General features: G+C 66.6%; 25 protein-coding genes. 10 read left to right on the top strand and 15 right to left on the bottom strand.

Features of this window, described 5'->3' with window-relative positions:
• Positions 1 to 78 precede the first annotated feature (78 nt).
• Positions 79 to 789: a beta-ketoacyl-ACP reductase gene (locus ACPYN9_RS02870; RefSeq protein ID WP_424463744.1), complete on the bottom strand. Its 711-nt coding sequence runs from the start codon at positions 787 to 789 to the stop codon at positions 79 to 81.
• 80 nt (positions 790 to 869) lie between these two features.
• Between ACPYN9_RS02870 and ACPYN9_RS02875 the strand changes: the two genes are divergently transcribed.
• Genes ACPYN9_RS02875 through ACPYN9_RS02885 form a run of 3 tightly spaced genes read left to right on the top strand, consistent with a single transcriptional unit; the run spans position 870 to position 2,267 of the window.
• Positions 870 to 1,145: a DUF3099 domain-containing protein gene (locus ACPYN9_RS02875; RefSeq protein WP_424463745.1), complete on the top strand. Its 276-nt coding sequence runs from the start codon at positions 870 to 872 to the stop codon at positions 1,143 to 1,145.
• Positions 1,138 to 1,416, top strand: a complete 279-nt coding sequence (locus ACPYN9_RS02880) for an acetone carboxylase (protein WP_424463747.1) — start codon at positions 1,138 to 1,140, stop codon at positions 1,414 to 1,416. The genes ACPYN9_RS02875 and ACPYN9_RS02880 overlap by 8 nt, the downstream gene beginning before the upstream one ends.
• Positions 1,413 to 2,267, top strand: coding sequence for an SURF1 family protein (locus ACPYN9_RS02885; protein WP_424463749.1), 855 nt, complete (start codon positions 1,413 to 1,415; stop codon positions 2,265 to 2,267). Before ACPYN9_RS02880 ends, ACPYN9_RS02885 begins: the two co-directional genes overlap by 4 nt.
• An 81-nt stretch (positions 2,268 to 2,348) precedes the next feature.
• On the opposite strand, the gene ACPYN9_RS02890 is transcribed toward ACPYN9_RS02885, so the two are convergent.
• The 6 genes from ACPYN9_RS02890 to sufB all read right to left on the bottom strand — a co-directional run bounded on the left by ACPYN9_RS02890 (position 2,349) and on the right by sufB (position 8,174).
• Positions 2,349 to 3,947 (bottom strand): ABC-F family ATP-binding cassette domain-containing protein, encoded by a 1,599-nt coding sequence (locus ACPYN9_RS02890; protein WP_424463750.1) that lies wholly within the window; start codon positions 3,945 to 3,947, stop codon positions 2,349 to 2,351.
• Positions 3,948 to 4,110: 163 nt separating this feature from the next.
• The gene (locus ACPYN9_RS02895) at positions 4,111 to 4,443 is read right to left on the bottom strand and encodes a metal-sulfur cluster assembly factor (RefSeq protein WP_424463752.1); all 333 of its coding nucleotides are present in this window, start codon (positions 4,441 to 4,443) and stop codon (positions 4,111 to 4,113) included.
• A gap of 9 nt (positions 4,444 to 4,452) precedes the next feature.
• On the bottom strand, positions 4,453 to 5,217 hold the full coding sequence (sufC, locus tag ACPYN9_RS02900; protein WP_424463754.1) for a Fe-S cluster assembly ATPase SufC: 765 nt from the start codon (positions 5,215 to 5,217) through the stop codon (positions 4,453 to 4,455).
• Positions 5,218 to 5,220: 3 nt separating this feature from the next.
• Positions 5,221 to 5,553 carry a non-heme iron oxygenase ferredoxin subunit gene (locus ACPYN9_RS02905; RefSeq protein WP_424463756.1) on the bottom strand — a complete coding sequence of 111 codons (333 nt, stop codon included), beginning with the start codon at positions 5,551 to 5,553 and terminating at the stop codon, positions 5,221 to 5,223.
• Positions 5,550 to 6,755 (bottom strand): Fe-S cluster assembly protein SufD, encoded by a 1,206-nt coding sequence (gene sufD / locus ACPYN9_RS02910; protein WP_424463757.1) that lies wholly within the window; start codon positions 6,753 to 6,755, stop codon positions 5,550 to 5,552. The genes ACPYN9_RS02905 and sufD overlap by 4 nt, the downstream gene beginning before the upstream one ends.
• Complete coding sequence (sufB, locus tag ACPYN9_RS02915; protein WP_424463759.1) at positions 6,756 to 8,174, bottom strand: Fe-S cluster assembly protein SufB; 1,419 nt, start codon at positions 8,172 to 8,174, stop codon at positions 6,756 to 6,758.
• Between the two features lie 321 nt (positions 8,175 to 8,495).
• Here sufB and ACPYN9_RS02920 point away from each other — a divergent pair, with 321 nt between their 5' ends.
• Positions 8,496 to 9,401: a COX15/CtaA family protein gene (locus ACPYN9_RS02920; protein WP_424463761.1), complete on the top strand. Its 906-nt coding sequence runs from the start codon at positions 8,496 to 8,498 to the stop codon at positions 9,399 to 9,401.
• A 102-nt stretch (positions 9,402 to 9,503) separates the two neighbouring features.
• Here ACPYN9_RS02920 and ACPYN9_RS02925 read toward each other — a convergent pair whose 3' ends face one another.
• Positions 9,504 to 10,406 carry a heme o synthase gene (locus tag ACPYN9_RS02925; RefSeq protein WP_424463763.1) on the bottom strand — a complete coding sequence of 301 codons (903 nt, stop codon included), beginning with the start codon at positions 10,404 to 10,406 and terminating at the stop codon, positions 9,504 to 9,506.
• A gap of 244 nt (positions 10,407 to 10,650) precedes the next feature.
• On the opposite strand from ACPYN9_RS02925, the gene tkt reads away from it, so the two are divergent.
• From tkt to pgl, 6 genes are all read left to right on the top strand, one after another.
• A complete protein-coding gene (gene tkt, locus ACPYN9_RS02930; protein ID WP_424463765.1) occupies positions 10,651 to 12,741 on the top strand; it encodes a transketolase in 2,091 nt (696 codons plus the stop codon).
• 57 nt (positions 12,742 to 12,798) lie between these two features.
• Positions 12,799 to 13,917 (top strand): transaldolase, encoded by a 1,119-nt coding sequence (gene tal / locus ACPYN9_RS02935; protein WP_424463767.1) that lies wholly within the window; start codon positions 12,799 to 12,801, stop codon positions 13,915 to 13,917.
• 9 nt (positions 13,918 to 13,926) lie between these two features.
• A complete protein-coding gene (locus ACPYN9_RS02940; protein WP_424463769.1) occupies positions 13,927 to 15,513 on the top strand; it encodes a glucose-6-phosphate isomerase in 1,587 nt (528 codons plus the stop codon).
• A gap of 110 nt (positions 15,514 to 15,623) precedes the next feature.
• Positions 15,624 to 17,165 carry a glucose-6-phosphate dehydrogenase gene (gene zwf, locus ACPYN9_RS02945; RefSeq protein ID WP_424463770.1) on the top strand — a complete coding sequence of 514 codons (1,542 nt, stop codon included), beginning with the start codon at positions 15,624 to 15,626 and terminating at the stop codon, positions 17,163 to 17,165.
• Positions 17,162 to 18,142 (top strand): glucose-6-phosphate dehydrogenase assembly protein OpcA, encoded by a 981-nt coding sequence (locus ACPYN9_RS02950; RefSeq protein WP_424463771.1) that lies wholly within the window; start codon positions 17,162 to 17,164, stop codon positions 18,140 to 18,142. Before zwf ends, ACPYN9_RS02950 begins: the two co-directional genes overlap by 4 nt.
• Complete coding sequence (gene pgl, locus ACPYN9_RS02955; protein ID WP_424463773.1) at positions 18,139 to 18,894, top strand: 6-phosphogluconolactonase; 756 nt, start codon at positions 18,139 to 18,141, stop codon at positions 18,892 to 18,894. Before ACPYN9_RS02950 ends, pgl begins: the two co-directional genes overlap by 4 nt.
• A gap of 127 nt (positions 18,895 to 19,021) precedes the next feature.
• Here the strand turns inward: pgl and ACPYN9_RS02960 are convergent, their stop codons facing one another.
• The 7 genes from ACPYN9_RS02960 to rapZ all read right to left on the bottom strand — a co-directional run bounded on the left by ACPYN9_RS02960 (position 19,022) and on the right by rapZ (position 24,877).
• Complete coding sequence (locus tag ACPYN9_RS02960; RefSeq protein WP_424463774.1) at positions 19,022 to 19,390, bottom strand: RNA polymerase-binding protein RbpA; 369 nt, start codon at positions 19,388 to 19,390, stop codon at positions 19,022 to 19,024.
• Positions 19,391 to 19,648, bottom strand: a complete 258-nt coding sequence (secG, locus tag ACPYN9_RS02965) for a preprotein translocase subunit SecG (protein ID WP_424463776.1) — start codon at positions 19,646 to 19,648, stop codon at positions 19,391 to 19,393.
• 81 nt (positions 19,649 to 19,729) lie between these two features.
• On the bottom strand, positions 19,730 to 20,518 hold the full coding sequence (gene tpiA / locus ACPYN9_RS02970) for a triose-phosphate isomerase (RefSeq protein ID WP_424463778.1): 789 nt from the start codon (positions 20,516 to 20,518) through the stop codon (positions 19,730 to 19,732).
• A complete protein-coding gene (locus tag ACPYN9_RS02975) occupies positions 20,512 to 21,723 on the bottom strand; it encodes a phosphoglycerate kinase (RefSeq protein ID WP_424463780.1) in 1,212 nt (403 codons plus the stop codon). Before ACPYN9_RS02975 ends, tpiA begins: the two co-directional genes overlap by 7 nt.
• 31 nt (positions 21,724 to 21,754) lie before the next feature.
• Positions 21,755 to 22,756, bottom strand: coding sequence for a type I glyceraldehyde-3-phosphate dehydrogenase (gene gap / locus ACPYN9_RS02980; RefSeq protein ID WP_424463782.1), 1,002 nt, complete (start codon positions 22,754 to 22,756; stop codon positions 21,755 to 21,757).
• A 184-nt stretch (positions 22,757 to 22,940) separates the two neighbouring features.
• A complete protein-coding gene (gene whiA, locus ACPYN9_RS02985; protein ID WP_424463784.1) occupies positions 22,941 to 23,918 on the bottom strand; it encodes a DNA-binding protein WhiA in 978 nt (325 codons plus the stop codon).
• A gap of 71 nt (positions 23,919 to 23,989) precedes the next feature.
• Positions 23,990 to 24,877, bottom strand: coding sequence for an RNase adapter RapZ (gene rapZ, locus ACPYN9_RS02990; protein WP_424463786.1), 888 nt, complete (start codon positions 24,875 to 24,877; stop codon positions 23,990 to 23,992).
• Between the last annotated feature and the right edge of the window lie 47 nt (positions 24,878 to 24,924).

The raw sequence follows: 24,924 nt of genomic DNA on the forward strand, positions 1-24,924 counted from the left end.
TGGTGAGTGTGGTAACCCACATCCTGCACGGAGGTTTTCGTTTACGTCAGCCGGTCACAACGTCCCGAGGCAATACAACTAGTGCCCCATGCCGAGTCCGCCGTCGACGGGGATGACGGCACCGGAGATGTAGCCGGCGTCGTCGCTCGCGAGCCAGGCCGCGGTCTTCGCGATCTCATCGACGCTCCCGTAGCGGGCGGCCGGAATCTGCGACAGGTACTCCTTCTTTGTCTCCTCGGGGAGCACCGCCGTCATCTCGGTCTCGATGAAGCCGGGCGCGATGACATTGGCCGTGATGCCCCGTGAGCCGAGCTCGCGGGTCAACGAGCGGGCCATGCCCACCAGGCCGGCCTTCGCGGAGGAGTAGTTGAGCTGTCCCGGCGAGCCGAAGAGCCCGACGACGCTCGAGATGAAGATCACCCGCCCGAACCGGGACTTGAGCATCCCCTTCGAGGAGCGCTTCAGCACACGGAAGACGCCGGTGAGGTTCGTGTCGATGACCTGCTGGAAGTCGTCCTCGGACATGCGCAGCAACAGGTTGTCTTTGGTGATGCCGGCATTCGCGATCAGCACCTCCACGGCGCCGAGTTCCTGTTCAACAGCTGTGAATGCGGCGTCGACGCTCGCGGCGTCGGTGACGTCAGCCTGAACGGTGAGGGAGCCTTCCGGCCCGCCCTCTCCCGAGCGAGAGGTCACCGCGACGCGGTGCCCAAGGCTGACGAAGTGCGCGGCGATGGCGTAGCCGATGCCACGGTTTCCACCCGTGACGAGGACGGTTCTTTGGGTCATGCTGCTCCCTTGAGACGGTTCGCTCCAGTCTAGGGGCGAGGAGTAAGCTGAGCAGATCGCCGAGAGGAGCACCTGCCACCGTGCGATCAACCACAACGAACGTCACGTCTATGGCGGACAGCGAGTACGACGAGCGCGCTGCCCGCATGCGGAAGTACACCATCATGATGCTCATCAGGGTGGCCTGCTTCGTCGCGCTCATCTGGGTGCGGGGACCCTGGATGTTCGTCTTCGCCGCCGGAGCCATCTTCCTGCCCTACTTCGCCGTCGTCATCGCGAACGCGGCGACCCAGCGCCGCACGCGGAAGGTGGAGCGGCCGAACTTCCTGCAGCGCAGAGGAACGCCGGATGCGTGATGACTTCGACCTGCTCGGGGCCCTGCAGCACGGCGGTCTCGCGGCGGGCGACGGCGCGCCTCGGTGTTCTCGAGCCGGCTGCGTCGCTGACGCCACGACACGCCTCCTCTGGCGCAACCCGCGCATCCACGACGAAGCCCGTCGCAAGGTCTGGCTGGCGTGCGACGACCATGCAGAGTACCTCGAGGGCTTCCTCCGACAGCGTGACTTCCCGGTGACGCGCGCCGCGATGTCGGCGACGTCCCTCGACCACGCGGGCGGGACCACGTGAGCGGCGAGCGCCGCTGGAAGTTCGCGCTGTCGACGCGCTGGCTCGGTTACCTCGGGCTGCTCATCGTCTTCGCCATCGCCTGCGGCTTCCTCAGCCACTGGCAGTTCGAGCGACGTGACGAGCGCGTCTCCGAGAACGCCCGCATCACCGGCAACTTTGACCGTGAGCCCGTTCCCATCGCGGACGAGCTGCCGACCCTCGACGCTTTCTCGATCGACCAGGAGTGGACGCCCGTGCTCCTGCAGGGTCAGTATCTCGAGGAGGAGCAGCTCCTCGCGAGGTCCCGCCCGCACAACGGTCTGCCGGGGTTCGAGATTCTCACCCCACTCGAGACCTCCGACGGTCAGGTGTTTGTGGTGAATCGTGGCTGGATCCCCACGGGGGACGCGCAGGATTCCCCCGACCACGTGCCGGCCGCACCTGAGGGCGAGGTCACGGTCGTGGCTCGGCTGAAGCCCGGCGAGCCGGAAATCCCCGGCCGCAGCGCACCGGCCGGCCAGATTGCGACCATCCACCTCCCCCAGTTCGCCGAAGCGCTCGGGGCCGATCGGGTCTACACCGGGGCGTACGGCCTGCTGTCAGCCGAGCGCCCGACTGCCGAGACCGGCGCGCTGACCGCCAAGCCTGCGCTCAGCGAGGGAAACCACCTGTCCTACGCCTTCCAGTGGATCATCTTCGCGATCATCGCGCTGCTTGGTCTGATCTTCGGATTGCGCGCAGAGTACCGGGAACGCAACCCCGACGACCCGAAGGTGCGCCGGGCGCTGGCGAAAGAACAGGAGCGCGCCGGGCGGCGTGGCAAGACCGATGCTGAAATCGAGGACGAGATTCTCGACCGCGCAGGTGCGTGAGCGCCCAGGATTACGCACGTGTGACGAAGCGCACGGTCCCGCCTGGGACCGTGCGCTTCGTGGTGCAGCGAGTGCAGATCGCTAGTTCATCGTGATGAGGTCGAAGTAGTCGGGAGTCCAGTGGTCCTCCACGCCGTCCGGCATGATGAGCACTCGCTCGGGGTTGAGTGCCTCGACGGCGCCCTCGTCGTGGCTGACCAGCACCACGGACCCTTCGTAGTGCGCGAGCGCATCCAGGATCTGCTCGCGGCTCAACGGGTCGAGGTTGTTCGTCGGCTCGTCGAGGAGCAGCACGTTCGCGCTGGAGACGACGAGCATCGCGAGTGCGAGTCTCGTCTTTTCGCCTCCGGAGAGCACTCCTGCCGGCTTGTGCACGTCGTCGCCGGAGAAGAGGAACGATCCCAGCACCTTGCGCGCCTCGGTCTCGGTCAGGTGGCTCGAGACGCTCACCATGTTCTGCAGCACACTTCGCGCGACGTCGAGCGTCTCGTGCTCCTGGGCGTAGTAGCCGATCTTGAGGCCGTGTCCGGGCTCGAGGGCGCCCGTGTCCGGTTCGTCGACGCCCGCCAGCATCCGCAGCAGCGTGGTCTTACCCGCGCCATTGAGGCCGAGGATGACAACCCGTGATCCGCGGTCGATCGCGAGATCGACCGCGGTGAAGATTTCGAGCGAGCCGTAGGACTTGGAGAGATTCGACGCACGCAGCGGGGTCTTGCCGCATGCTGCCGGGGTCGGGAACCGGAGCTTCGCGACGCGGTCGGCGACGCGGACCTCCTCGAGCCCAGACAGCATCTTCTCCGCACGACGCGCCATCTGATGGGCGGCGGTCGCCTTGGTTGCCTTCGCGCCGAACTTGGCGGCCTGCTGCTGCAGCACGCTCGCCTTCTTTTCGATGTTCGCGCGCTCCTTCTTGCGTCGCTCCTGGTCGGCTTCGCGCTGGCGGAGGTAGTGCTTCCAGCCCATGTTGTAGACGTCGATGACCTGTCGGTTTGCGTCGAGGTAGAAGACCCGGTTGACTGTGTCGCCCACGAGCTCCACATCGTGAGAGATGACGATGAGACCGCCCGCGTACCCCTTGAGGAACTCGCGAAGCCAGATGACGGAGTCGATATCGAGGTGGTTGGTGGGCTCGTCGAGCAGCATCGTTTCGGCGCCGGAGAAGAGGATGCGCGCGAGTTCGATGCGGCGTCGCTGGCCGCCGGAGAGAGTTTGCAGCTCCTGGTCGAGGATGCGGTCTGGCAGCTTGAGGTTGCTCGCGATAGCAGCGGCCTCTGCCTCGGCCGCATAGCCGCCGAGCGCGAGGAAGCGGTCGTCGAGACGCGAGTACTTCTTCATCGCAGCGTCCTGCTCCGCTGGCGTGCCGTCCGCCATGGCCACCGTGGCCGCGTCGATGCCCAGGCGGAGTTCGCCGAGCCCTCGGGCGTCGAGGATGCGCGTGCGCGCCGTCTGCGTGGGGTCCCCGCTCCGCGGGTCCTGGGGCAGGTAGCCGATCTCGCCCCGTCGCTCGATCTTGCCGGCCGTCGGCAGGGTGTCCCCCGCGAGGATCTTCGTCAGCGTGGTCTTGCCGGCGCCGTTGCGGCCGACGAGCCCGATCTTGTCGCCAGCGGCAACGCGAAAGTTGACTCCCGACATGAGGGTGCGGGCACCCATGGTGATTTCGAGGTCATGTACGGCGAGCACGAAGAGATTCCATTCAGTGGGGTGTGGGCAGACCGCGCGACGGCGGTGTGCTGGTGGTGGGGCGCGGCGAGCGGCGAACCGGGCGACAGCCGACAACCTGCCCAGTCTAGACGAGACGCGAACGAGCCCCGCCGAAGCGGGGCTCGTCCGGTGACGGAGCTCGTCAGATGTTGAAGCCGAGCGCGCGCATCATGTCGCGGCCGTCATCGGTGATCTTCTCTGGGCCCCACGGCGGCATCCAGACCCAGTTGATGACGAACCGCTCGACGGTGCCCTCGAGCGCCTGGGCGGTCTCGGACTCGATGACGTCGGTCAGCGGGCATCCCGCGGAGGTGAGCGTCATGGAGATGACCAGAGCGTCGGAGTCGTCGTCCCAGTTCAGGTCGTAGATCAGCCCGAGGTCGACGATGTTGACGCCGAGCTCCGGGTCGACGACCTCCTTGAGGGCCTCTTCGATCTCGTCGTAGCGCGTCGCTTCGAGTGTCGTCAGTGCCATGGCGAGATCCTACGCCTCGACCTGCTGCGCGAGGTAGCGGTCGTATCCCTCGTTCTCGAGGCGGTCAGCGAGCTCGGGTCCGCCCTGGTCTGCGACCTTGCCCGCGACGAAGACGTGCACGAAGTCCGGCTTGATGTAGCGAAGGATGCGCGTGTAGTGCGTGATGAGGAGGACGCCGAGGCCGGTGTTCTCCTTGACGCGGTTGACGCCCTCGGAGACGATGCGAAGCGCGTCGACGTCGAGGCCGGAGTCGGTTTCGTCCAGCACCGCGAACTTCGGCTTCAGGAGTTCGAGCTGGAGGATCTCGTTGCGCTTCTTCTCGCCGCCCGAGAAGCCTTCGTTGACGTTGCGCTCGGAGAACACGGGGTCCATCCGGAGCGCGGACATCGACGCCTTGACTTCCTTGAGCCAGGGACGGAGCGCCGGAGCCTCGCCGTCGACGGCCGTCTTCGCGGTGCGGAGGAAGTTGGCGACAGTGACGCCCGGGATCTCAACCGGGTACTGCATCGCAAGGAACAGCCCGGCCTTGGCGCGCTCGTCGACGGACATCTCGAGGACGTCCTCGCCGTCGAGCGTGATCGACCCGCTGGTCACCTCGTACTTGGGGTGGCCCGCGATCGTGTAGGCGAGGGTTGACTTGCCCGAGCCGTTCGGGCCCATGATGGCGTGGATCTCGCCCTTGTTGATCGTCAGGTCGACACCGCGGAGGATTTCCTTGGTGCCTTGGTCGGTCTCGACCGTGACGTGGAGGTCGGATATCTGCAGCGTGGACATGTGCTAGCTCTTCTCCTCGAAGATTGGAGTGGGGTCAATGTAGATGTCGCCCTCTTGCACCTGGATTCGGTACACGGGCACTGGTTCGTAAGCGGGGAGGGTTCGCGGCCAGCCGGTCTTGAGCGAGAACTGGGAGCCGTGCGCCCAGCACTCGATCGAGTCGTCCTCCACGAAACCCTCGGCGAGCGAGATGTCGCCGTGCGAGCAACGGTCTCCGAGCGCGTAGAGCTCCCCCGCCGAATCGCGGACGACGCAGACGGCCTGGCCCTCGATCTCAAAGCGCTGCGGCGCCTCGACCTTCACGTCGTCTGCCGCGCAGAGACGCACCGAGGTCATCGCTTCGCGACGAGCAGCGGGCTCGCGCCCTCGTTCAGCTCGCGTTCGAGCGCATCGCGCAGGTGCGTCGCGATCTCCTCGTTGCCGATCTGCTGGACGATCTCGTTCAGGAAGCCATGCACGACCAGGCGGCGGCTCATGGCCTCGGAGATGCCACGGCTCATCAGGTAGAAGAGCTGCTCGTCGTCGAAGCGGCCGGTCGCGGACGCGTGGCCCGCGCCCTCGATGTCGCCGGTCTCGATCTCGAGGTTGGGGACCGAGTCTGCCCGCGTGCCCTCGGAGAGCACCAGGTTGCGGTTCTGCTCGTAGGAATCGGTGCCCGGCGCGTTGCGGCGGATGAGGACGTCGCCGATCCAGACTGCCCGCGCACCCTCGCCCTGGAGCGCGCCCTTGTAGTTCACCCGGCTCCTGGTGTGCGGCGCGTTGTGGTCCACGAAGACCTGGTGCTCGAGGTGCTGGCCGGCGTCGGAGTAGTAAAGGCCGTAGAGCTCACCGTCGGCGCCCTGCTCGTTGAGCTGCAGCGTCGGGTTGAGCCTGACGATGCCGCCCCCGAGCGAGACGACGATGTGCTTCACGAACGCGTCGCGTCCGACGGAGACGAAGTGGGTCGACAGGTGCTGTGCTGAGTCGTCCCATTCCTGCATGGAGACGACCGTGACGTTCGCACCGTCGCCCACGAGGATCTCGACGTTCTCTGCGACCGTCGCCTCCCCCGTGTGGCGCAGGATGACGAGGCCCCTGGCGTGCGGCTTGATGTCGACCACGACGTGAGCCGCCGTAGCCTTCGAGCCGAAGCCCTTGCGGTCGAGGACGAACTGCTTGTCGTCTTCGCCGGAGACTTCGACGAGCAGCGACTCCTCGAAGCGGCTCCAGGCGTTCGCGGAGGCGCGGTCCTCGGGCTTGCCGGCAGATCCGACTCGGGGGTCGGAACGCGGAATCCACGAGACGCTGACGCCCTCGGTCTCCTGGAACTCGAGCTCAGAGCGGCCGCCCGTCAGCTCGCCGTTGATGAGCGCATCGAGCTTCGCGACGGGGGTGTATTTCCACTCGATCTCGCGGCCGCTGAGGGGGGCGAAGTCGGCGAAGTCGTAGGAGGTGAACCGCTCTGACCTCGTCTGCACCGGCACCTCGGAGCCTGGCCCGTGGCTGTGCTTGTTGAGACCGAGCGGGCTTGCCTGCTCGCTCGTCACCTGCGTCGTCATCTAGCCGACCGATCCTTCCATGCTCATCTCGATGAGCTTGTTGAGTTCCAGCGCGTATTCCATTGGCAGCTCTCGAGCGATTGGCTCGATGAAGCCGCGCACGATCATGGCCATGGCCTCGGTCTCGGGCAATCCGCGGCTCATGAGGTAGAAGAGCTGCTCTTCGGACACCTTGGTCACCGTCGCCTCGTGCCCGAGCTGCACGTCGTCGACCCGGATGTCGATCGCCGGGTACGTGTCAGATCGTGACTGGGTGTCGACGAGCAGCGCGTCGCAGACGACGCTGTTCGACGAGTGGTGCGCCTTGGCATCGATGCGCACCTCACCTCGATAGCCTGCGCGCCCGCCTCCCCTCGCGATGGACTTCGACGTGATCGACGACTGCGTGTACGGCGCCATGTGGATCATCTTGGCGCCGGCGTCCTGGTGCTGGCCGGGGCCGGCGAACGCGACGGACATGGTCTCGCCCTTGGCATGCTCGCCGACCAGGTAGATCGACGGGTACTTCATGGTGACCTTGGAGCCGATGTTGCCGTCGACCCACTCCATGGTCGCGCCTTCTTCGGCGATCGCGCGCTTGGTGACCAGGTTGTAGACGTTGTTCGACCAGTTCTGGATTGTCGTGTACCGAACGCGGGCGTTCTTCTTCACGATGATCTCGACGACCGCGGAGTGCAGGGAGTCGGACTTGTAGATCGGAGCCGTGCAGCCCTCGATGTAGTGCACGTAGCTGCCCTCGTCGGCGATGATCAGCGTGCGCTCGAACTGGCCCATGTTCTCCGTGTTGATGCGGAAGTAGGCCTGCAGTGGGATCTCGACGTGGACGCCCTTCGGCACGTACACGAAGGAGCCTCCTGACCACACCGCGGTGTTAAGGGCCGCGAACTTGTTGTCGCCCGAGGGGATGACCGTGCCGAAGTATTCTTCGAAGAACTCGGGGTGCTCGCGAAGGGCGGTGTCGGTGTCCATAAAGATGACACCCTGCTTCTCGAGCTCCTCGTTGATCTGGTGGTAGACGACCTCGGACTCGTACTGCGCGGCGACACCGGCGACAAGGCGCTGGCGCTCGGCGTCCGGGATGCCGAGCTTCTCGTAGGTGTTCTTGATGTCGTCGGGCAGGTCTTCCCAGGTCTGTGCCTGCTGCTCCGTCGAGCGCACGAAGTACTTGATGTTGTCGAAGTCAATGCCGGAGAGGTCAGCTCCCCAGTTCGGCATGGGCTTGCGCTCGAACATCTTGTAGCCCTTGAGACGCGTCTTCAGCATCCACTCGGGCTCTTCCTTAAGGCGCGAGATGTCGGCGACGACTGCATCGCTGATGCCTCGCTTCGCGGACGATCCCGCAACGTCGGAGTCAGCCCAGCCGAACTCGTAGCGGCCGAGGCCCTCGAGTTCTGGGCGATCGATCAGGACATCTGACATGTCTGCCTCGTCTCTCTCATCTCTGAAGTCGTTCTGCACGCACGTCCGCGCCTCGGGCTTGTCGCCGTCGATCGTCTCGTGCGTGGGGTCTTCGGCCAGTGGGCCCGCGACTGCTCGGCAGACGACGTGCGTCTACCTCTCGTAGAATGGAACCCGCGAGGGGCCTCCATTGTTCCCTGCGCCGCGATTCGGGCACACGTCCCGAGCGAAGACAACAACTTCTATCCTACGCCAGACACGCTCGGCGTCTGAAAGGCAATCGTGACCGCGCAAGTCGCTCCAGTCCGTCCCCCACGCGCGGAGACCCTCCGCTCGCGACTCATGCCGACGCGCATTACGAGGTATACGCGCTTCCTGGCGTGGGCGAGCCTCGTGGCGAACATCGCCATCGTCGGCACCGGCGGTCTCGTGCGGCTCACGGGCTCGGGCCTCGGTTGCCCGACCTGGCCGTACTGCACCGACGAATCGCTGATCAACACGCCCGAGATGGGCATTCACGGCGTCATCGAGTTCGGCAACCGGCTGCTGACGTTCATCCTGTGCATCATCGCCCTCCTGCTGTTCCTCGCCGTCCTCAGGGTCCGCCCAACCGGGATGCGCCTGGCCGTGCCGGCGTTCGCCATCGGCGTGCTGATCATCGTCCAGGCCATCGTCGGCGGCATCACCGTACTCACCGGGCTCAACCCCGATGTGGTCGGACTGCACTTCATGATCTCCGGGCTGATCGTCGCCATCGCCGCGGTGCTGCTCTTCCGAGTGCGAAGCGGCGAGCCCGTGCCGGAGGTCGGCACCCGTCTCGACGTCAGTAGGGCCGGGTTCGTGCTGACGCTCAGCATCGTCGTCAACGTCTGGGTCTGGGTGACAGTCTTCGTCGGGGCACTGACCACGGGGTCCGGCCCACACGCTGGCGATTCGGCCGCGTCCCGAAACGGGCTCGACCCCGTCGTCATGCAGCACGTCCACTCCTGGCCCGCCTACGTGCTGCTGGCCTGCTCGCTGATCTTCGCTGTGCTTGCGGCCGTGCGCGGCTTCCCCAAGACGCGTCGCGTCTCGCTCGGGCTGCTCGCGCTCATCGTCGCGCAGGCCGCCGTCGGCATCTGGCAGGCGAGAACCGGACTCCCGGTCCCCCTGGTCATCGTGCACATGGTGCTCTCCGTCACGACCATTGCGGTCGCCACGACGGCCGTCGCGACCACCAGGCGAGAGGGACGCCCCCAGCTCGTCTGAGTGCTGGCCCCTCGGGGCAGGACGCGCAGCAGAGGGCCCCGGTGAGTATTCTCACCGGGGCCCTCTGCTGCGCCTGACGTGCGTTGCGCGCTCTGCCGTGCGCTACGAGAGCAGCGGGTCGATCCCCACGGCCACGAAGACAAGCGTGAGGTACGTGATGGAGAGGTGGAACACCTTCATGGGCTTGCCGCCCTTGCCGGTGATCGTGCGGTAGTAAAGCACGTGTGCCTCGTACAGGAACCAGCCACCGGAGAGCACTGCGACCGAAGTGTAGAGCCACCCCATGCCCGCGATCGGGACGAGGAGCAGCGAGCAGATGACCGTCGCCCACGCGTACAGCACCGTCTGCAGTGAGACCGAGAGCTCGCCCTCGGTCACCGAGAGCATGGGCACGCTGGCCTTGGCGTAGTCGTCGCGGTACTTGACCGACAGCGGCCAGTAGTGCGCGGGGGTCCAGAGGAAGATGATCGCGAAGAGCACGAAAGGCGCCCAGCTCAGCGAGTTCGTGACTCCGGCCCAACCGATCAGCACGGGCATGCACCCGGCGACGCCGCCCCAGATGATGTTCTGCTCGGTGCGGCGCTTGAGCACGATCGTGTAAAAAACGACGTAGAGCAGGATCGCGCCGACCGAGAGCGCCGCGGTGAGTGGGTTCGCGACCAACCAGAGCACGACGGTCGACAGGATGCCGAGGGCGAAGGCGAAGACGAGCGCCTCGCGGTCCGAGAGCTCACCGGTCACCAGCGGGCGCTTGGCGGTGCGCTTCATGAGCCGGTCGATGTCGCGGTCGATGTAGCAATTGAAGGCGTTCGCGCTCCCGGCCGACATCGCGCCACCGAGGACCACTCCGAGCACAAGCCAGAGGTTCGGCACGCCACCCTGAGCGAGGAACATCGTCGGCACCGTCGTGATCAGCAGGAGCTCGATGATTCGAGGCTTTGTCAGTGCCACGTAGGCCCGAGCCTTGCGCCCGAAGGACACTCGCTGCGGGGGTGCGACAGCCACTAGTTCATCGACAGACAAAGCCACCAAGTCCTCTTCGCTCGAAATCTCCTGGCAATTCTATGCGCTCCGGCTGGCAACTGGGCCCAGCACTCGCCCACCGGGGCTCGTCACAGGGTTCGAGCGCCGCCGTGAGACTCGTCGCAATCAGAAACATGACCGTCTCCTGCGTGCGGTTCCCCCCGATGGAGTGCCGCGTGGCGATAGGCTGTGAGGCGGCCCTTTCCCAACGACGACGGGACGCAGTGTGACGAATTTTGAGTGGTCCGAGCTCGATCGACGTGCAGTCGACACAGCCAGGATCTTGGCGGCAGATGCAGTTGAGAAGGCGAAGGGTGGCCACCCCGGCACGGCCATGAGCCTCGCCCCCCTTGCCACCCTCCTGTACCAGCACGTGATGCGGGTCGACCCGAAGGACCCGAACTGGATCGGCCGCGACCGCTTCATCCTCTCGGCCGGTCACTCCTCTCTGACGCAGTACTGCCAGCTCTACCTCGGCGGTTTTGGCCTCGAGCTCGAGGACCTGAAGCAGCTCCGTCAGTACGGCTCGAAGACGCCAGGCCACCCGGAGTTCGGCCACACCGACCACGTTGAGATGACGACGGGACCGCTCGGCCAGGGCCTCGCATCCGCCGTCGGCTTCGCCTACGCGCAGCGCTACGAGCGCGGACTGTTCGACCCAGAGGCGGCAGAGGGCGAGAGCCCCTTCGACCACAGGGTCTACGTCATCGCCAGCGATGGCGACCTCCAGGAAGGCGTGACGAGCGAGGCCTCCTCCCTCGCCGGCCACCAGCAGCTCGGCAACCTCATCGTCTTCTACGACGCCAACCAGATCTCTATCGAGGACGACACCGACATCGCCTTCACCGAGGACGTCGCGAAGCGCTACGAGGCCTACGGCTGGCACGTGGAGACCGTCGACTGGACCGCCGGCGAGCAGTACCACGAGGACCTCGCGGCGCTCCACGACGCGACCGTCGCGGCACAGGCGGAGACCGGTCGCCCCTCGATCATTGTCCTCCGCACCATCATCGGCTGGCCGAGCCCCACCAAGCAGAACACGGGCGGAATCCACGGCTCGGCGCTCGGTGAGACCGAACTGGAAGCTGTCAAGAGCCTCGTCGGGTTCGACCCGAAGCAGAGCTTCGAGGTCGCCGACGATGTGCTCGCGTACACGAGGGGACTCGCAGACCGCGTCGCCCCGGTGCGAGCGGAATGGCAGGAGGGCTTCGACGCCTGGCGCAGTGCCAACCCAGACCGTGCCGCGCTCTTCGATCGTCTCGAAGCCGGCGAGCTTCCCGAGGGCCTCGCTGAGGCGCTTCCCGACTATGCAGGTGTCGTCAAGGTCTCGACTCGCAAGGCATCAGGCGACGCGATCAACGCGCTCGCCGCGAAGCTCCCCGAGCTCTGGGGCGGTTCCGCCGACCTGGCCGGTTCGAACAACACCACCATCAACGGCGCGCCCTCGTTCATCCCCGAGCAGTTCTCCACGTCGAGCTGGACCGGCAACCCCTACGGGCGGGTTCTGCACTTCGGCATCCGCGAGCACGCCATGGGCGCGATTCTGAACGGCATCACGCTCCACGGCAAGACGCGCGCCTTCGGCGGCACCTTCTTGATGTTCAGCGACTACATGCGCCCGTCGGTACGCCTCGCAGCGCTCATGAACATTCCGTCCATCTTCGTGTGGACGCACGACTCGATCGCCCTCGGCGGCGACGGGCCGACGCACCAGCCGGTCGAATCCCTGACGGCCCTCCGTGCGATCCCGAACCTCGCGGTCGTCCGCCCGGCTGACGGACCCGAGACGGCTGCCGCTTGGCTTGAAGCGGTCAGCCGCCACGGCGGACCCACCGGCCTCATCCTGTCCCGTCAGGACCTCCCCGTGATCGCACGCGGATCCGGAGACGCCACCGAGCAGGAGTTCGCCTCCGCCGCAGGAACCAAGCGCGGCGCGTACGTCCTGGCCGAGGCCGCGGGCGGTACGCCTGAGGTCATCGTCCTCGCAACGGGATCCGAAGTGCAGTACGCGCTCGAAGCCCGCGAACGGCTGCAGGAGCAGGGACACCCGACGCGCGTCGTGTCCGTCCCGAGCTTCGAATGGTTCGCGGAGCAGGACGAGGCATACCGCGAGCACGTCCTCCCATCGGCAGTCGAGGCTCGCGTGAGCATCGAGGCCGGCCTTGCACTCCCCTGGTTGCAGTTCGTCGGCCCCAAGGGCCGCAGCATCTCCATCGAGACGTTCGGCGCATCCGCAGACCAGCCGGAGCTCTACAAGGCCTACGGGATCACCGCAGAAGCCGTCGTCGACGCGGCGCTCGAGTCGCTGGCTCACTAGCGCACACCGCAACAGACCCCCGCACTTCTTCACCAGCTACGCGAAGGACCACCAACAATGACTTCCACACCAACCGCAGCGCTCGCCGAGGCCGGCGTCAGCATCTGGCTCGACGACCTCTCGCGGTCCAGCCTCCAGTCGGGTGCACTCGAGCGGCTCATCGCCGAGCGAGGCATCGTCGGCGTTACGACCAACCCGACGATCTTCGCCGGCGCGCTCAGCAAGGGCGAGGCGTACGACGCGCAGGTCGCCGAACTCCAGGCGCGCGGCGCGAGCGTCGACGAGGCGATCTTCGAGATCACGACCGACGATGTCCGCTCGGCCTGCGACCTGTTCCTGCCCATCTACGAGTCGACGGACGGGCTCGACGGACGCGTCTCGATCGAGGTCTCCCCCGAGCTCGCTCGGGACACCGCCGCGACGATCGAGGAGGCCAAGCGCCTCTGGGCGACGGTCGACCGCAAGAACGCGATGATCAAGATCCCGGCGACCGTCGAGGGCCTTCCCGCGATCACCGAGGTCATCGCCTCCGGCATCAGCGTCAACGTGACCCTCATCTTCAGCCTCAGCCGGTACCGCGAGGTTGTCAACGCGTACCTCTCCGGCCTGGAGCAGGCGCGTGAGCGCGGTCACGACCTTTCCGGCATCCGATCCGTCGCATCCTTCTTCGTGTCGCGCGTCGACGCCGAGATCGACAAGCGCCTTGTGGCAGACGGCCGCGAGGAAGCCATCGCGCTCAAGAGCCTCGCGGCGCTCGCCAACGCACGCCTCGCCTACGCGGCGTTTGAGGAGGAGTTCTCGAGCGCACGGGCGAAGCTGCTCCTCGACGAGGGCGCGCACGTCCAGCGCCCGCTGTGGGCTTCGACCGGCGTCAAGGACCCGGCACTGCCCGACACGCTCTACGTCACGGAACTCGTTGCACCCAACACGGTCAACACGATGCCGGAGAAGACGCTCGAAGCCGTCGCTGATCACGGTGTCATCACCGGCGACACCGTCGCAGGGACGGCGCACGCGGCCAACACGACGCTCGACCAGCTCGAGTCGGTCGGCGTCAGCTACGTCGAGGTGACGGAGCAGCTCGAGACCGAGGGCGTCGAGAAGTTCATCGTCTCCTGGCAGGAGCTCAAGGCAACGGTCGAGGCGCAGCTCCAGGCCGCCGCGGCGAAGGCGTAAGGGGTCACGATGGGCATCAACGTCAGCACCGAAGGGGCGGCGAGTGACGCCGCGGCGTCGAAGGTCGACGCGCTTGTCAGCGAGCGCTTCGCGTCCAGGCTCTTCGCCCAGGACGCCACCCTTTGGGGAGAGGCGGCAGAGGCTGAGTCGTCGATCCGCCTCGGATGGACTCGTGCGCATGAGGTCTCCCGTGAGCTCGTGGACGACATCGTCTCGCTCCGAGACGAGTTCGCCGCGGCCGGGGTGACCCGCTTCGTGCTCTGCGGCATGGGCGGATCCTCGCTCGCCCCTGAGGTCATCACCCGAACCGCGGGCGTCGAGCTCGTGGTCCTCGACTCGACCGACCCAGCTCAGGTTCGCGCCGCCGTCGAAGACAGCATCGAACGCACGGCAATCGTCGTCTCCTCGAAGTCAGGTTCGACGGTCGAGACCGACTCCCAGCGTCGCGCCTTCGTCCGCGCCTTCGAGGCAGCGGGCATTGAGCCGGCGGGGCGAGTGGTCATCGTCACCGACCCTGGCTCGCCCATGGAGGAGGCGTCGCGCGCGGCAGGCTACCGAGTCTTCCTCGCCGATCCGCACGTCGGCGGTCGCTTCTCGGCCCTCACGGCGTTCGGTCTTGTTCCGTCCGGGCTCGCCGGCGTGGACATCTCCGCGCTCCTCGATGACGCCGGTATCGCCGCGGCGGCCGTCGCCCTCGACGACGCGACGAACCCCGCGCTTGTCCTGGGTGCCGCCATTGCCGCCAAGCGCTACCTCGGCATTGTCGACGACGGCACGTCGATTGTGGGGTTCGGCGACTGGGTCGAGCAGCTCATCGCCGAGTCAACCGGCAAGGACGACCTCGGCATCCTGCCGGTGGTCCTCACGCCGAGTGCGCCGGAGATCGCATCGCGGCCCGCTGACCTGCAGCTGGTGCGCGTGGTCGCCGACGCCGAGACGACCGTCGCAACCGGCGACGACATCACCGTCTCCGGGTCGCTCGGCGGGCAGTTTGTGCTCTGGGAGACGGCCGTCGCCGTCGCAGGTGCCGTCATCGGCATCAACCCCTACGACCAGCCCGATGTCGAGTCGGCCAAGGTCGCCGCACGTGGCCTCCTCGAGGAGACTCCCGAACCGACCCCCGCCGACTTCTCGGTCGACGGCGTCGAGGTTCGTGGCACGGCCGCCGTCGTCGAAGGGCAGAGCACCATCAGCGGCGCGATCGATGCGCTCGTCGAGCGCATCCCGTCCGACGGCTACCTCTCGGTGCAGGCCTACGTCGACCGGACCCGATTCGGAGCGCTCGAGGCCCTTCGCGACGAGCTGGCGAAGCGGTCCGGCCGCCCCGTCACCTTCGGGTGGGGACCTCGCTTCCTGCACTCGACGGGTCAGTTCCACAAGGGTGGCCCGAAGGTAGGCGCGTTCCTGCAGATCACCTCGGCCGAGCCTGAGGACCTGGAGATCCCGGAGCGGCCCTTCACATTCGGAACCCTCATCTCGGCCCAGGCCGCCGGTGACGCCTCCGTGCTGGAATCACATGCTCAGCCCGTGCTGCGCATCGACCTCGGCGAATCCGGCAACGGACTCGAGGCGCTCCTCGGCGCGATCTCGCGCTGATCGAACAGCGAGGCGGGGATGCGAGCACCATCGCATCCCCGCGCTCGTGTCTGCAGGTACTGCACGGAGCGTCACGAACACCCCGTGCTCGGAAAGTAAGGAGCGACGCTGTGACGCCAGTCGACATCAGCGCTGACAACAACCCCCTCAGGTCCATCGACGACGGACGCCTCCGGCGCATCGCCGGCCCCTCCAGTCTCGTCATCTTCGGCGTGACCGGTGACCTCTCTCGCAAGAAGCTCCTCCCCGCCGTCTACGACCTCGCCAACCGCGGCCTACTCTCGCCGTCGTTTGGCCTCGTCGGCTTCGCACGTCGCCCGTGGTCCGACGACGAGTTCCGCGCCTTCGTCAAGGAGAACGTCGAGCAGCACGCTCGAACACCGTTCAACGAGGACGTGTGGACCCAGCTCGCCAAGGGCATTCGCTTCGTCTCCGGTGAGTTCGACAACAACGAGTCCTTCGACTCGCTCAAACTCGTCCTCGACGAGCTCGACGACGACCAGGGCACCCGCGGCAACCACGCGTTCTACCTCTCGATCCCGCCTCGCTCGTTCCCCGAGGTGACGACGCAGCTGCGTCGATCCGGGCTTGCCGAGGAACGCGAGGACTCCTGGCGGCGCGTCATCATCGAGAAGCCGTTCGGCCACGACCTCGCCTCGGCTCGGGAACTCAACAGCATCGTCGAGTCGGTCTTCTCCAGCGACGCGATCTTCCGCATCGACCACTACCTGGGCAAGGAGACGGTCCAGAACATCCTGGCGCTGCGCTTCGCGAATTCCATGTTCGAGCCGCTCTGGAACTCCAACACCGTCGACCACGTGCAGATCACGATGGCCGAGGACATCGGCGTCTCTGGTCGCGCGGGCTACTACGACGGCGTCGGCGCCGCCAGGGACGTCATCCAGAACCACCTGCTGCAGCTCCTCGCGCTGACCGCGATGGAAGAGCCACTCTCGTTCAACGCGAAGGACCTCCGCCAGGAGAAGGAGAAGGCGCTGGCGGCCGTCCGTCTCCCCCGCGACCTTTCGCTCGCATCCGCACGAGGACAGTACGGCTCCGGCTGGCAGGGCGGCGAGCTCGTGCGCGGCTTCCTCGAGGAAGAGGGCATGAACCCTCAGTCCACGACGGAGACCTACGCGGCGCTCAGAGTGGAACTCGATTCGCGGCGCTGGTCCGGCGTTCCGTTCTACCTGCGCACAGGCAAGCGTCTCGGGCGACGGGTCACCGAGATCGCCATCACGTTCAAGCAGGGTCCGTTGTACCTGTTCGATGAGGCCCAGCGGACGTCCCTCGGGCCCAACGCCCTCGTGATCCGCGTGCAGCCGGACGAGGGCGTCACCATCCGCTTCGGCTCCAAGATCCCCGGATCTGGCATGCACGTGCGTGACGTGACGATGGACTTCGGCTACGGGCACGCGTTCACCGAATCCAGCCCGGAAGCCTACGAGCGGCTCATCCTCGACGTTCTCCTCGGCGACCCACCCTTGTTCCCGCGCCACGAGGAAGTCGAACTCTCGTGGAAGATCCTCGACCCGGTCGAGGAGTACTGGGCCACCCAGGGGCAGCCAGAACTCTACAAACCAGGCAGCTGGGGACCGGCTTCGGCCACGGCCCTGCTCGCTCGCGATGGCCGCACTTGGAGGCGCCCATGATCATCGAACTCGGCAACACGACAACCTCGGCTGTCTCGAAGCGCCTCGTCTCCATGCGCGAAGAGGGCGGCGCCGTCGCCCTCGGGCGTGTGCTGACCCTCGTCATCTCGACGGGCGAGCGCCGAGGCGAAGCGGCGATCGCGGCCGCCAACTCGGCCTCCGGTGAGCACCCCATGCGGGTCATCGTCATCCACGTCGTCGACCGTGACGCGACGACGTCCAACATGGACGCGGAGATCCGTGTCGGCGGCGACGCTGGGGCGAGCGAGGTCATCGTGCTCCACGTCTCGGGGCCGGCCGCGAACGATCCCGAGACGCTCGTGCAGGCGCTGCTCCTCCCAGACGCTCCGGTGGTTGCGTGGTGGCCCGACTCCGCGCTCGGCGCCCCCAGTGCCTCGTCGCTCGGTCGCATCGCGCAGCTTCGGATCGTGGACTCCGGGAGCTCCAGCGACGGCGAAGAGACCGTGCAGAAGCTCGCATCCGGATTCTGCGATGGCGACAGCGATCTTGCCTGGACGCGACTCACGAGCTGGCGCGCGCAGATCGCGGCGGTCCTCGACCAGCCCCCGTACGAGCAGATCCAGGAAGTGGAGGTCATCGGTCGCCCCTCGCAGACCTCGACGCTGCTCATGGCGGCATGGCTGCAGCTCGCGCTCCAGGTCCCGGTTCGCCTCTCGCAGGCGGCCGAACGTGAACTCGGCCGTGCGCAGCTTCGTGCGATCAGGCTCGCGAGGCCGAGTGGCGTTGTCTCCTTCGAACGCGTGAGTGACTCCTCGGTCGTCCTCACCCAGCCAGGTCAGCCTGAGCAGAAGATCCCCATGCCGGTTCGCGACCTGCCAGACGTGCTCGCCGAGGAGCTTCGCTCCCTCGGCCCTGATCGGGTCTTCGGTGAAGTGCTGGCCGCAGCGGCGGACACTGGAGCTTTCGCTCAGGACAGCGAGTCAGCGCCGCAGGCGCCCGATGAGGAGCAGGCGTGACGCAGGCACCTCGGGTCAGACACGTCGAGCCGTCCGTCGCCGCGGTCGCGGCCGAGGCAGGGCGCCGCTTCGCGACGCTCGTTGGATCGACGACCGCGGAGCTCCACGTCGCTGTGAGCGGTGGATCTGTGGCGACGAGAGTACTGCCCGCTCTGGTCACTGCGGTCGCGGATGCGGGTCTCGACTGGTCGCGCGTGCACGTCTGGTTCGCCGACGAGCGCTTCGTCCCGACCGGCCACGATGACCGCAACGTCGTCGCGGTCGCGGCGGCGCTCAAGGGCGCTGCCGGCTTCGAGCAGACTCGCTTGCACCCGACCCTCGCCAGCGACAGCGGCGAGACCCTGGAGGACGCGGCAGCGGCCTACGAGGCTGAGCTGCGGGCGCTGGTCCCGCCGGCGGACGGGGCTCCGGGTGGGGTGCCCTCCCTCGACCTCGTGCTGCTCGGCGCAGGCGGTGACGGGCACACGGCGTCGCTCTTCCCGGGCACGGACGGGCTCGAGCAGACTTCGGCTCTGGTGGACACCGTCCGAACCTCGCCGAAGCCACCACCGGAACGTCTGACGCTCACGCTGCCGTGCATCCAGCAGGCGGCGCGTGTGTGGGCGGTTGTGACGGGCGCCGAGAAGGCTGACGCAGTGCGCCTTGCCTCGACGGAGGGCGTGACCGCGATCGAGTCTCCACTCGGCGCCGCCGACGGCCGCCTGGAGACGCTGCTCCTGCTCGACGCCGGAGCCGCCGAAGCCTTGGGCTGAACGAGCCCGCACCGACACGAACACGGCTCCAGTCCGAGAAATCTCTCGGACTGGAGCCGTGTTCGTGTGTGGCTGATGAGGTGCCGGCCCGGACCGTGCCGTCAGCAGAGGGAATGTCCCGACGGGCTCAGTGCGTCGAGCTGGTCTTTCCTCGCCGCTCGCGCAGCTTCGAGAGCGCCTCATCGAGGAGGCGCTCGGCTTCCTCGCTTGTACGCCGTTCTTTGACGTAGGCGAGATGCGTCTTGTACGGCTCGTTCTTCACCGCGGCTGGCGGGTTCTCCCGATCGCGCCCGGCAGGCAGACCTGAGACCGGGCAGTCGATGATCTCGGGGATGTCTTCCGCAGCGACCTCAGCCGAGTAGTGCCTGACGGTCTCATTTCCGAGCGCGTCCCAGTACGAGACCGACACCCGCGCCGCGTGCACGCCGTGGTCCATCTCCCCCATGGGTCCAGCGCCCACCCGCGATCCTCTGATTGCGGAGCCCCCCTGCACCACCTAGCTCACCACGACCGTTTGGATGCGGGTGATAATTCCCATGGCGACGATGGTGAGCAGCCAGATGACCGCGAGGGTGACCGTGATGCGGTTCAAGTTCTTCTCGGCGACGCCGGAGGCGCCGAGGTTCGATCCCATGCCGCCGCCGAACATGTCGGACAGTCCGCCGCCTCGTCCGCGGTGCAACAGGATGAACAGGATCAGCAGGACGCTGGTGATGGCCAGCACGACCTGCAGGATGACGAGGAGAATATCCACGGAATCCCTCTCAGATGAACGGACTCGGACGTGGCCTGTGTGCACAGACCACGTCCGAGTATAGATGGTTGGTGTTCGCGTCTACGAACCGACGTGCTGACGGAACCGCGCGATGGCGCTGAACTCGTCGACCTTGAGGCTCGCGCCGCCGATGAGCGCTCCGTCGACATCGGGTTCACGCATGAAGCCCGCGATGTTGTCGGACTTGACCGAGCCCCCGTAGAGGATGCGCGTGGCCGCAGCCACGTCAGCGCCGAGGAGTTCCTCGAGCGCCGCGCGCAGGGCGTGCGCAACGGTCTGCGCCTGTTCCGGCGTGGCAGCCTGGCCCGAGCCGATGGCCCAGACGGGCTCGTACGCGACGACCAGCTCCGGGGTGCCCTCGACACCCTCGAGCGCGGCCTTGAGCTGCGCGACGGGGACGGCGCTCGCGCCGAACTTCTCGAGGTCCTCAGAGGTCTCGCCGACGCAGAGCACGGGAACGAGCCCGTGCTTCAGCGCTGCCTTGACCTTGCTCCCGACAACCGCATCCGTCTCCGCGTGCAGGGTGCGACGCTCGGAGTGCCCGAGGATGACGTACTTGCATGCAAGGGCGCTCAGGAACGCGCCGGAGATCTCACCGGTGTACGCGCCCGAGTCGTGCGCTGACACATCCTGTGCTCCGTAGCTGAGCTCGAGCTTGTCTGCATCCACGAGGGTCTGCACGCTGCGCAGGTCGGTGAAGGGAGGGAAGATCGCGACCTCGACGTCGTCGTAGTCGTGCTTCGCATCCTTGAGGGCCCACGCGAGCTTCTGCGTGAACGCGATGGCCTGGAGGTGGTCCAGGTTCATCTTCCAGTTGCCCGCCATCAGCGGGGTGCGAGTGGTTACCATCCGAGAACCTGCAATCCGGGCAGCTGCTTGCCTTCGAGGAACTCGAGGCTTGCACCGCCACCAGTAGAGATGTGGCCAAATTCGTCGTCCGCGAAGCCGAGCGTGCGCACGGCGGCCGCGGAGTCTCCGCCGCCGACGACCGAGAGGCCGTCGACGTTGGTGAGTGCCTCAGCGACGGCACGGGTTCCTTCCGCGAACGCGGGGAACTCGAACACGCCCATGGGGCCGTTCCAGAACACAGTCTTCGAGGCGCTGATGACCGATGCGAATGCCTTCGCGGTTTCGGGGCCGATGTCGAGCCCAATGCCGGATGAGCCGAAAGCGCTCTCCTCGATGGCATCCGCGGAGACGACCTCGTGGGCCGCGTCCGCTGCGAACGACGCTGCAACGACGACATCGCTGGGCAGCACGATCGAGACGCCGCGCTGTTCGGCGTCCTGCAGATAGCCGCGCACGGTGTCGAGCTGGTCGACCTCAAGCAGCGAGGATCCGACCTTGTGCCCCTGTGCTGCCAGGAACGTGAAGAGCATCCCGCCGCCGATGAGGATCGAGTCGACGCGTGGGAGCAGGTGCTCGATAACCCCGAGCTTGTCCGAGACCTTCGACCCGCCGAGCACGACCGAGTACGGGCGGTCCACGGCGGACGTCAATCGCTCGAGCACCTCGAGCTCGTTCGCAACGAGCAGCCCTGCGGCACTTGGCACGAGCTGCGGCAGGTCGTAAACCGATGCCTGCTTGCGGTGCACGACCCCGAAGCCGTCGGAGACGAAGGCATCGGCGAGGGCCGCGAGCTGCTCGGCGAAGGCACGGCGCTCGGCGTCGTCCTTGCTCGTCTCCCCCGCGTTGAAGCGCAGGTTCTCGAGAACGACGAGCTGCCCGTTCTCCAGACCGCCGATGAGGCGCTGTGCGTCCTCGCCGACCGTGTCGGCCGCGAGGGGAGCATCGATCTCGAGCAGCTCACCCAGCCGCGTTGCGGCGGGAGCGAGCGAGTACTGCGGGTCTGGTGCCCCCTTGGGCCGACCAAGGTGCGAGATCACAATGACCTGCGCACCCTGGTCGAGGAGGAGGCGGAGCGTGCCGAGGGAGGCGCGAATCCGACCATCGTCGGTGATCACGCCGTCCTTCAGCGGCACGTTCAGGTCGCAACGGACGATGACCTTCTTTCCCGTGAGGGAGCCAAGGCTCTCGATTGTGCGAAGCGCCATATTGGCGGTCCTTCCTCTGATGCCGAAGTGGTTAGAGCTTGCTGGCGACGTACTCGGTCAGGTCGACGAGACGGACCGTGTAGCCCCACTCGTTGTCGTACCACGACGACAGCTTGACCTGGTTGCCGATGACCTTGGTGAGCGGTGCGTCGAAGATCGACGAGTGGTTCTCGCCGACGATGTCGCGCGAGACGATGTCTTCCTCGTTGTACATGAGGAGGCCCTTGAACTCGCCTTCAGCTGCTTCCTTGTACGCGGCGTTGACTTCTTCAACGGTCACCGGGGTCTTGGAGACGACGGTGAGGTCGGTGATGGAGCCGGTCTCGGTGGGAACGCGAAGCGCGAAGCCATCGAGCTTGCCCGCGAGCTCGGGGATGACCAGGCCGATGGCCTTGGCTGCGCCCGTCGAGGTGGGGATGATGCTCAGCGCTGCGGCACGCGCACGACGGAGGTCCTTGTGGGGGCCGTCCTGCAGGTTCTGGTCAGAGGTGTAGGCGTGCACCGTGGTCATGAGACCCGACTCGATGCCGAACTTGTCGTTGAAGACCTTGACGAGCGGCGCGAGGCAGTTCGTCGTGCAGGACGCGTTCGAGATGACGTCGTCCTTCTCCGGGTCGTACTCGGTGTGGTTGACGCCGAAGACGAAGGTCGGGGCCGGGCCCGAAGCCGGAGCCGAGAGGATGACCTTCTTGGCACCTGCGGTGATGTGCGCGCGGGCCTTCTCGGGGTCAGTGAAGTGACCGGTGCTCTCGATGACGATCTCGACACCGAGCTCTGCCCAGGGGAGGTTGGCGGGGTCGCGCTCGGCCGTCGCCGTGATCTTCTTGCCGTCGACGTAGATAGCGTCGTCGTCGAACGAGATGTCGTTCTTCAGCTTGCCGCCCGTGGAGTCGTACTTGAGCAGGTGGGCAAGCGTCTTGTTGTCGGTGAGGTCGTTGATGGCAACGAGCTCGAGGTTGTTGTCATCCTGCAGCAGTGCGCGTGCGTAGCTGCGTCCGATGCGTCCGAAACCGTTGATGGCGATTTTCGTCACGTGATGCTCCTTTTTCCTGTTGTTTCTCCGATTTGACAGGACTGATTGGCCACTCAGGGCCGGGTGCACCATCGCACCGAGTTCGTGGGAACGGTCTGCGCGGCGAGCCCGTTCAACATCGTCAGCCTAGTCCCATGCGCGGTCACCGAGGTGACCAAATGGGGCGAGCTGTTCGGTGCGGTGATCAGAGCGCGTCGAGCACGGGCAGATTCGACTCCGTACCCGGGATGCCGCGGTCCGAAGCCTGCTTGTCGGCGAGGGCCAGCAGGCGGCGGATGCGTCCAGCCACGGCATCCTTCGTCATGGGTGGGTCGGCGTAGCGCCCGAGCTCATCCAGCGACGCCTCCCGGTGCGCAAGACGCAGTTGCCCGGCGTACTTGAGATGGTCGGGTGCTCCGTCGCCGAGGATCACCAGGGCGCGCTCGACGCGGGTGCAAGCGGTCACGGCCGCCTGCGCCGACCTCCGGAGGTTGGCGTCGTCGAAGTTCACGAGGCGGTTGGCCGTCGCGCGCGTCTCGCGCCGCTGACGCAAACTCTCCCAGCTCTCGACAGTGGCGTGGGCGCCGATCACCGTCAGCATGGCGCTGATCGCGTCGCCGTCCCGGATGACCACCCGGTGCACGCCACGGACCTCGCGGGCCTTGGAGGAGACACCGAGCCGACCGGCGGCGCCGACCAAAGCCATCGCCGTTTCCGAGTTCGGCGTGATGATGTCGAGCGACGCGGAGCGGCCGGGATCGGTCAGTGAACCGGCTGCGAGGAAGGCGCCGCGCCAAACGGCGGTCAGGTCGTCCTGGCTGCCGGTGGTGAGGCGGTTGGGGAGCCCGCGCACGGTACGCCGTCTGGCGTCCATGAGTCCCGTCTGGCGTGCGAGGGTCTCGCCGTTCTCGAGCACGCGGAGGAGGTAGCTCTCCCCCGGCCTCGCGCCGGAGCCGGCGACGATCGAGATCTTGGCGCGGACGCCGTAGAGCTCGAGGAGCTCGCGACCCAGGCGCCGCGCGAGCATCTCGGAGTCGAGCTGCGCCTCGACGGCGATACGCCCCGAGATGAGCTGGAGGCCACCCGCGAACCTCAGCAGCGACGCGACCTCGGCAGCACGAGCTTGGGTCGTGGCCGCGCGCGTGCGCAGCAGCTCGTGCTTGACATCGGCGGTGAGCGTCACCGGATTACCTCCATGGATCAGAGTGAATGGGCGCGACGAAGCGTCGTCGTGCGTGCGGGTTGGGATAAGGGTCACTCGCGACCGAGGTCGCGGTGGCGCACGCTGATGATCGTGTCATCGCGTTCGCGCAGCAGGCTTGCGATCCGTTCGGTCATTGCGACCGAGCGGTGCTTGCCGCCGGTGCATCCGACGGCCAGCGTCACGTGCCGCTTGTTCTCCCGCTCGTACCCCCGAAGGACGGGGTCAAGCATCTCAATGTAGTGCGTCAGGAACTCGTCCGCACCCTCTTGGTCGAACACGTAGTCGGAGACGCGCTTGTCGCGACCGTTGAACGCTCGTAGCTCCGGCTCCCAGAACGGGTTCGGCAGGAAGCGCATGTCGACGACGAGATCGGCATCAGCTGGGATGCCGTACTTGAAGCCGAAGCTCTGCACAGTCACTGCGACCTTGTTCTGGTCTGCTTCGCCGAATCGCTTGACGATGCGGGTGACGAGCTGGTGGCCGTTGAGCTCGGAGGTGTCGATGACGATGTCGCTCGCCTCTCGGATCTCCTGCAGACGGCTGCGTTCGCGCGCGATGCCGTCGAGGATGGTTCCGTTGCCCTGCAGCGGATGCGGACGGCGCACGGCCTCGAAGCGGCGGACCAGCGTGCTGTCGGTGGCGTCGAGGAAGAGGACGTCGACCTCGTGCGTCTCGCGGAGCCCCTCGACCAACGCCGTGAATTCCTCGAGCAGGTGACCGCCACGCACGTCGACCGAGACCGCGAGCTTCGGGAGCGAGTCGCGTGCCTTGCCCGCGACCTCGATGAGCGGTCGGATCATCTGCGGGGGGAGGTTGTCGACCACGAACCAGTCGAGGTCTTCGAACGCCTTGCAAGCAGTGGATCGTCCGGCACCGGACATGCCGGTGACGATCATGATGTGCTGGCGCCCTTCGCCTTCGATCTCCGCCGAACTCATGCGCAGGTCACCTCCCGTGGACTAAAACACCAGCCTACATAGCCGAA

This window comes from Pseudoclavibacter helvolus, assembly GCF_049707175.1.
Taxonomy (GTDB): domain Bacteria; phylum Actinomycetota; class Actinomycetes; order Actinomycetales; family Microbacteriaceae; genus Pseudoclavibacter; species Pseudoclavibacter helvolus_A.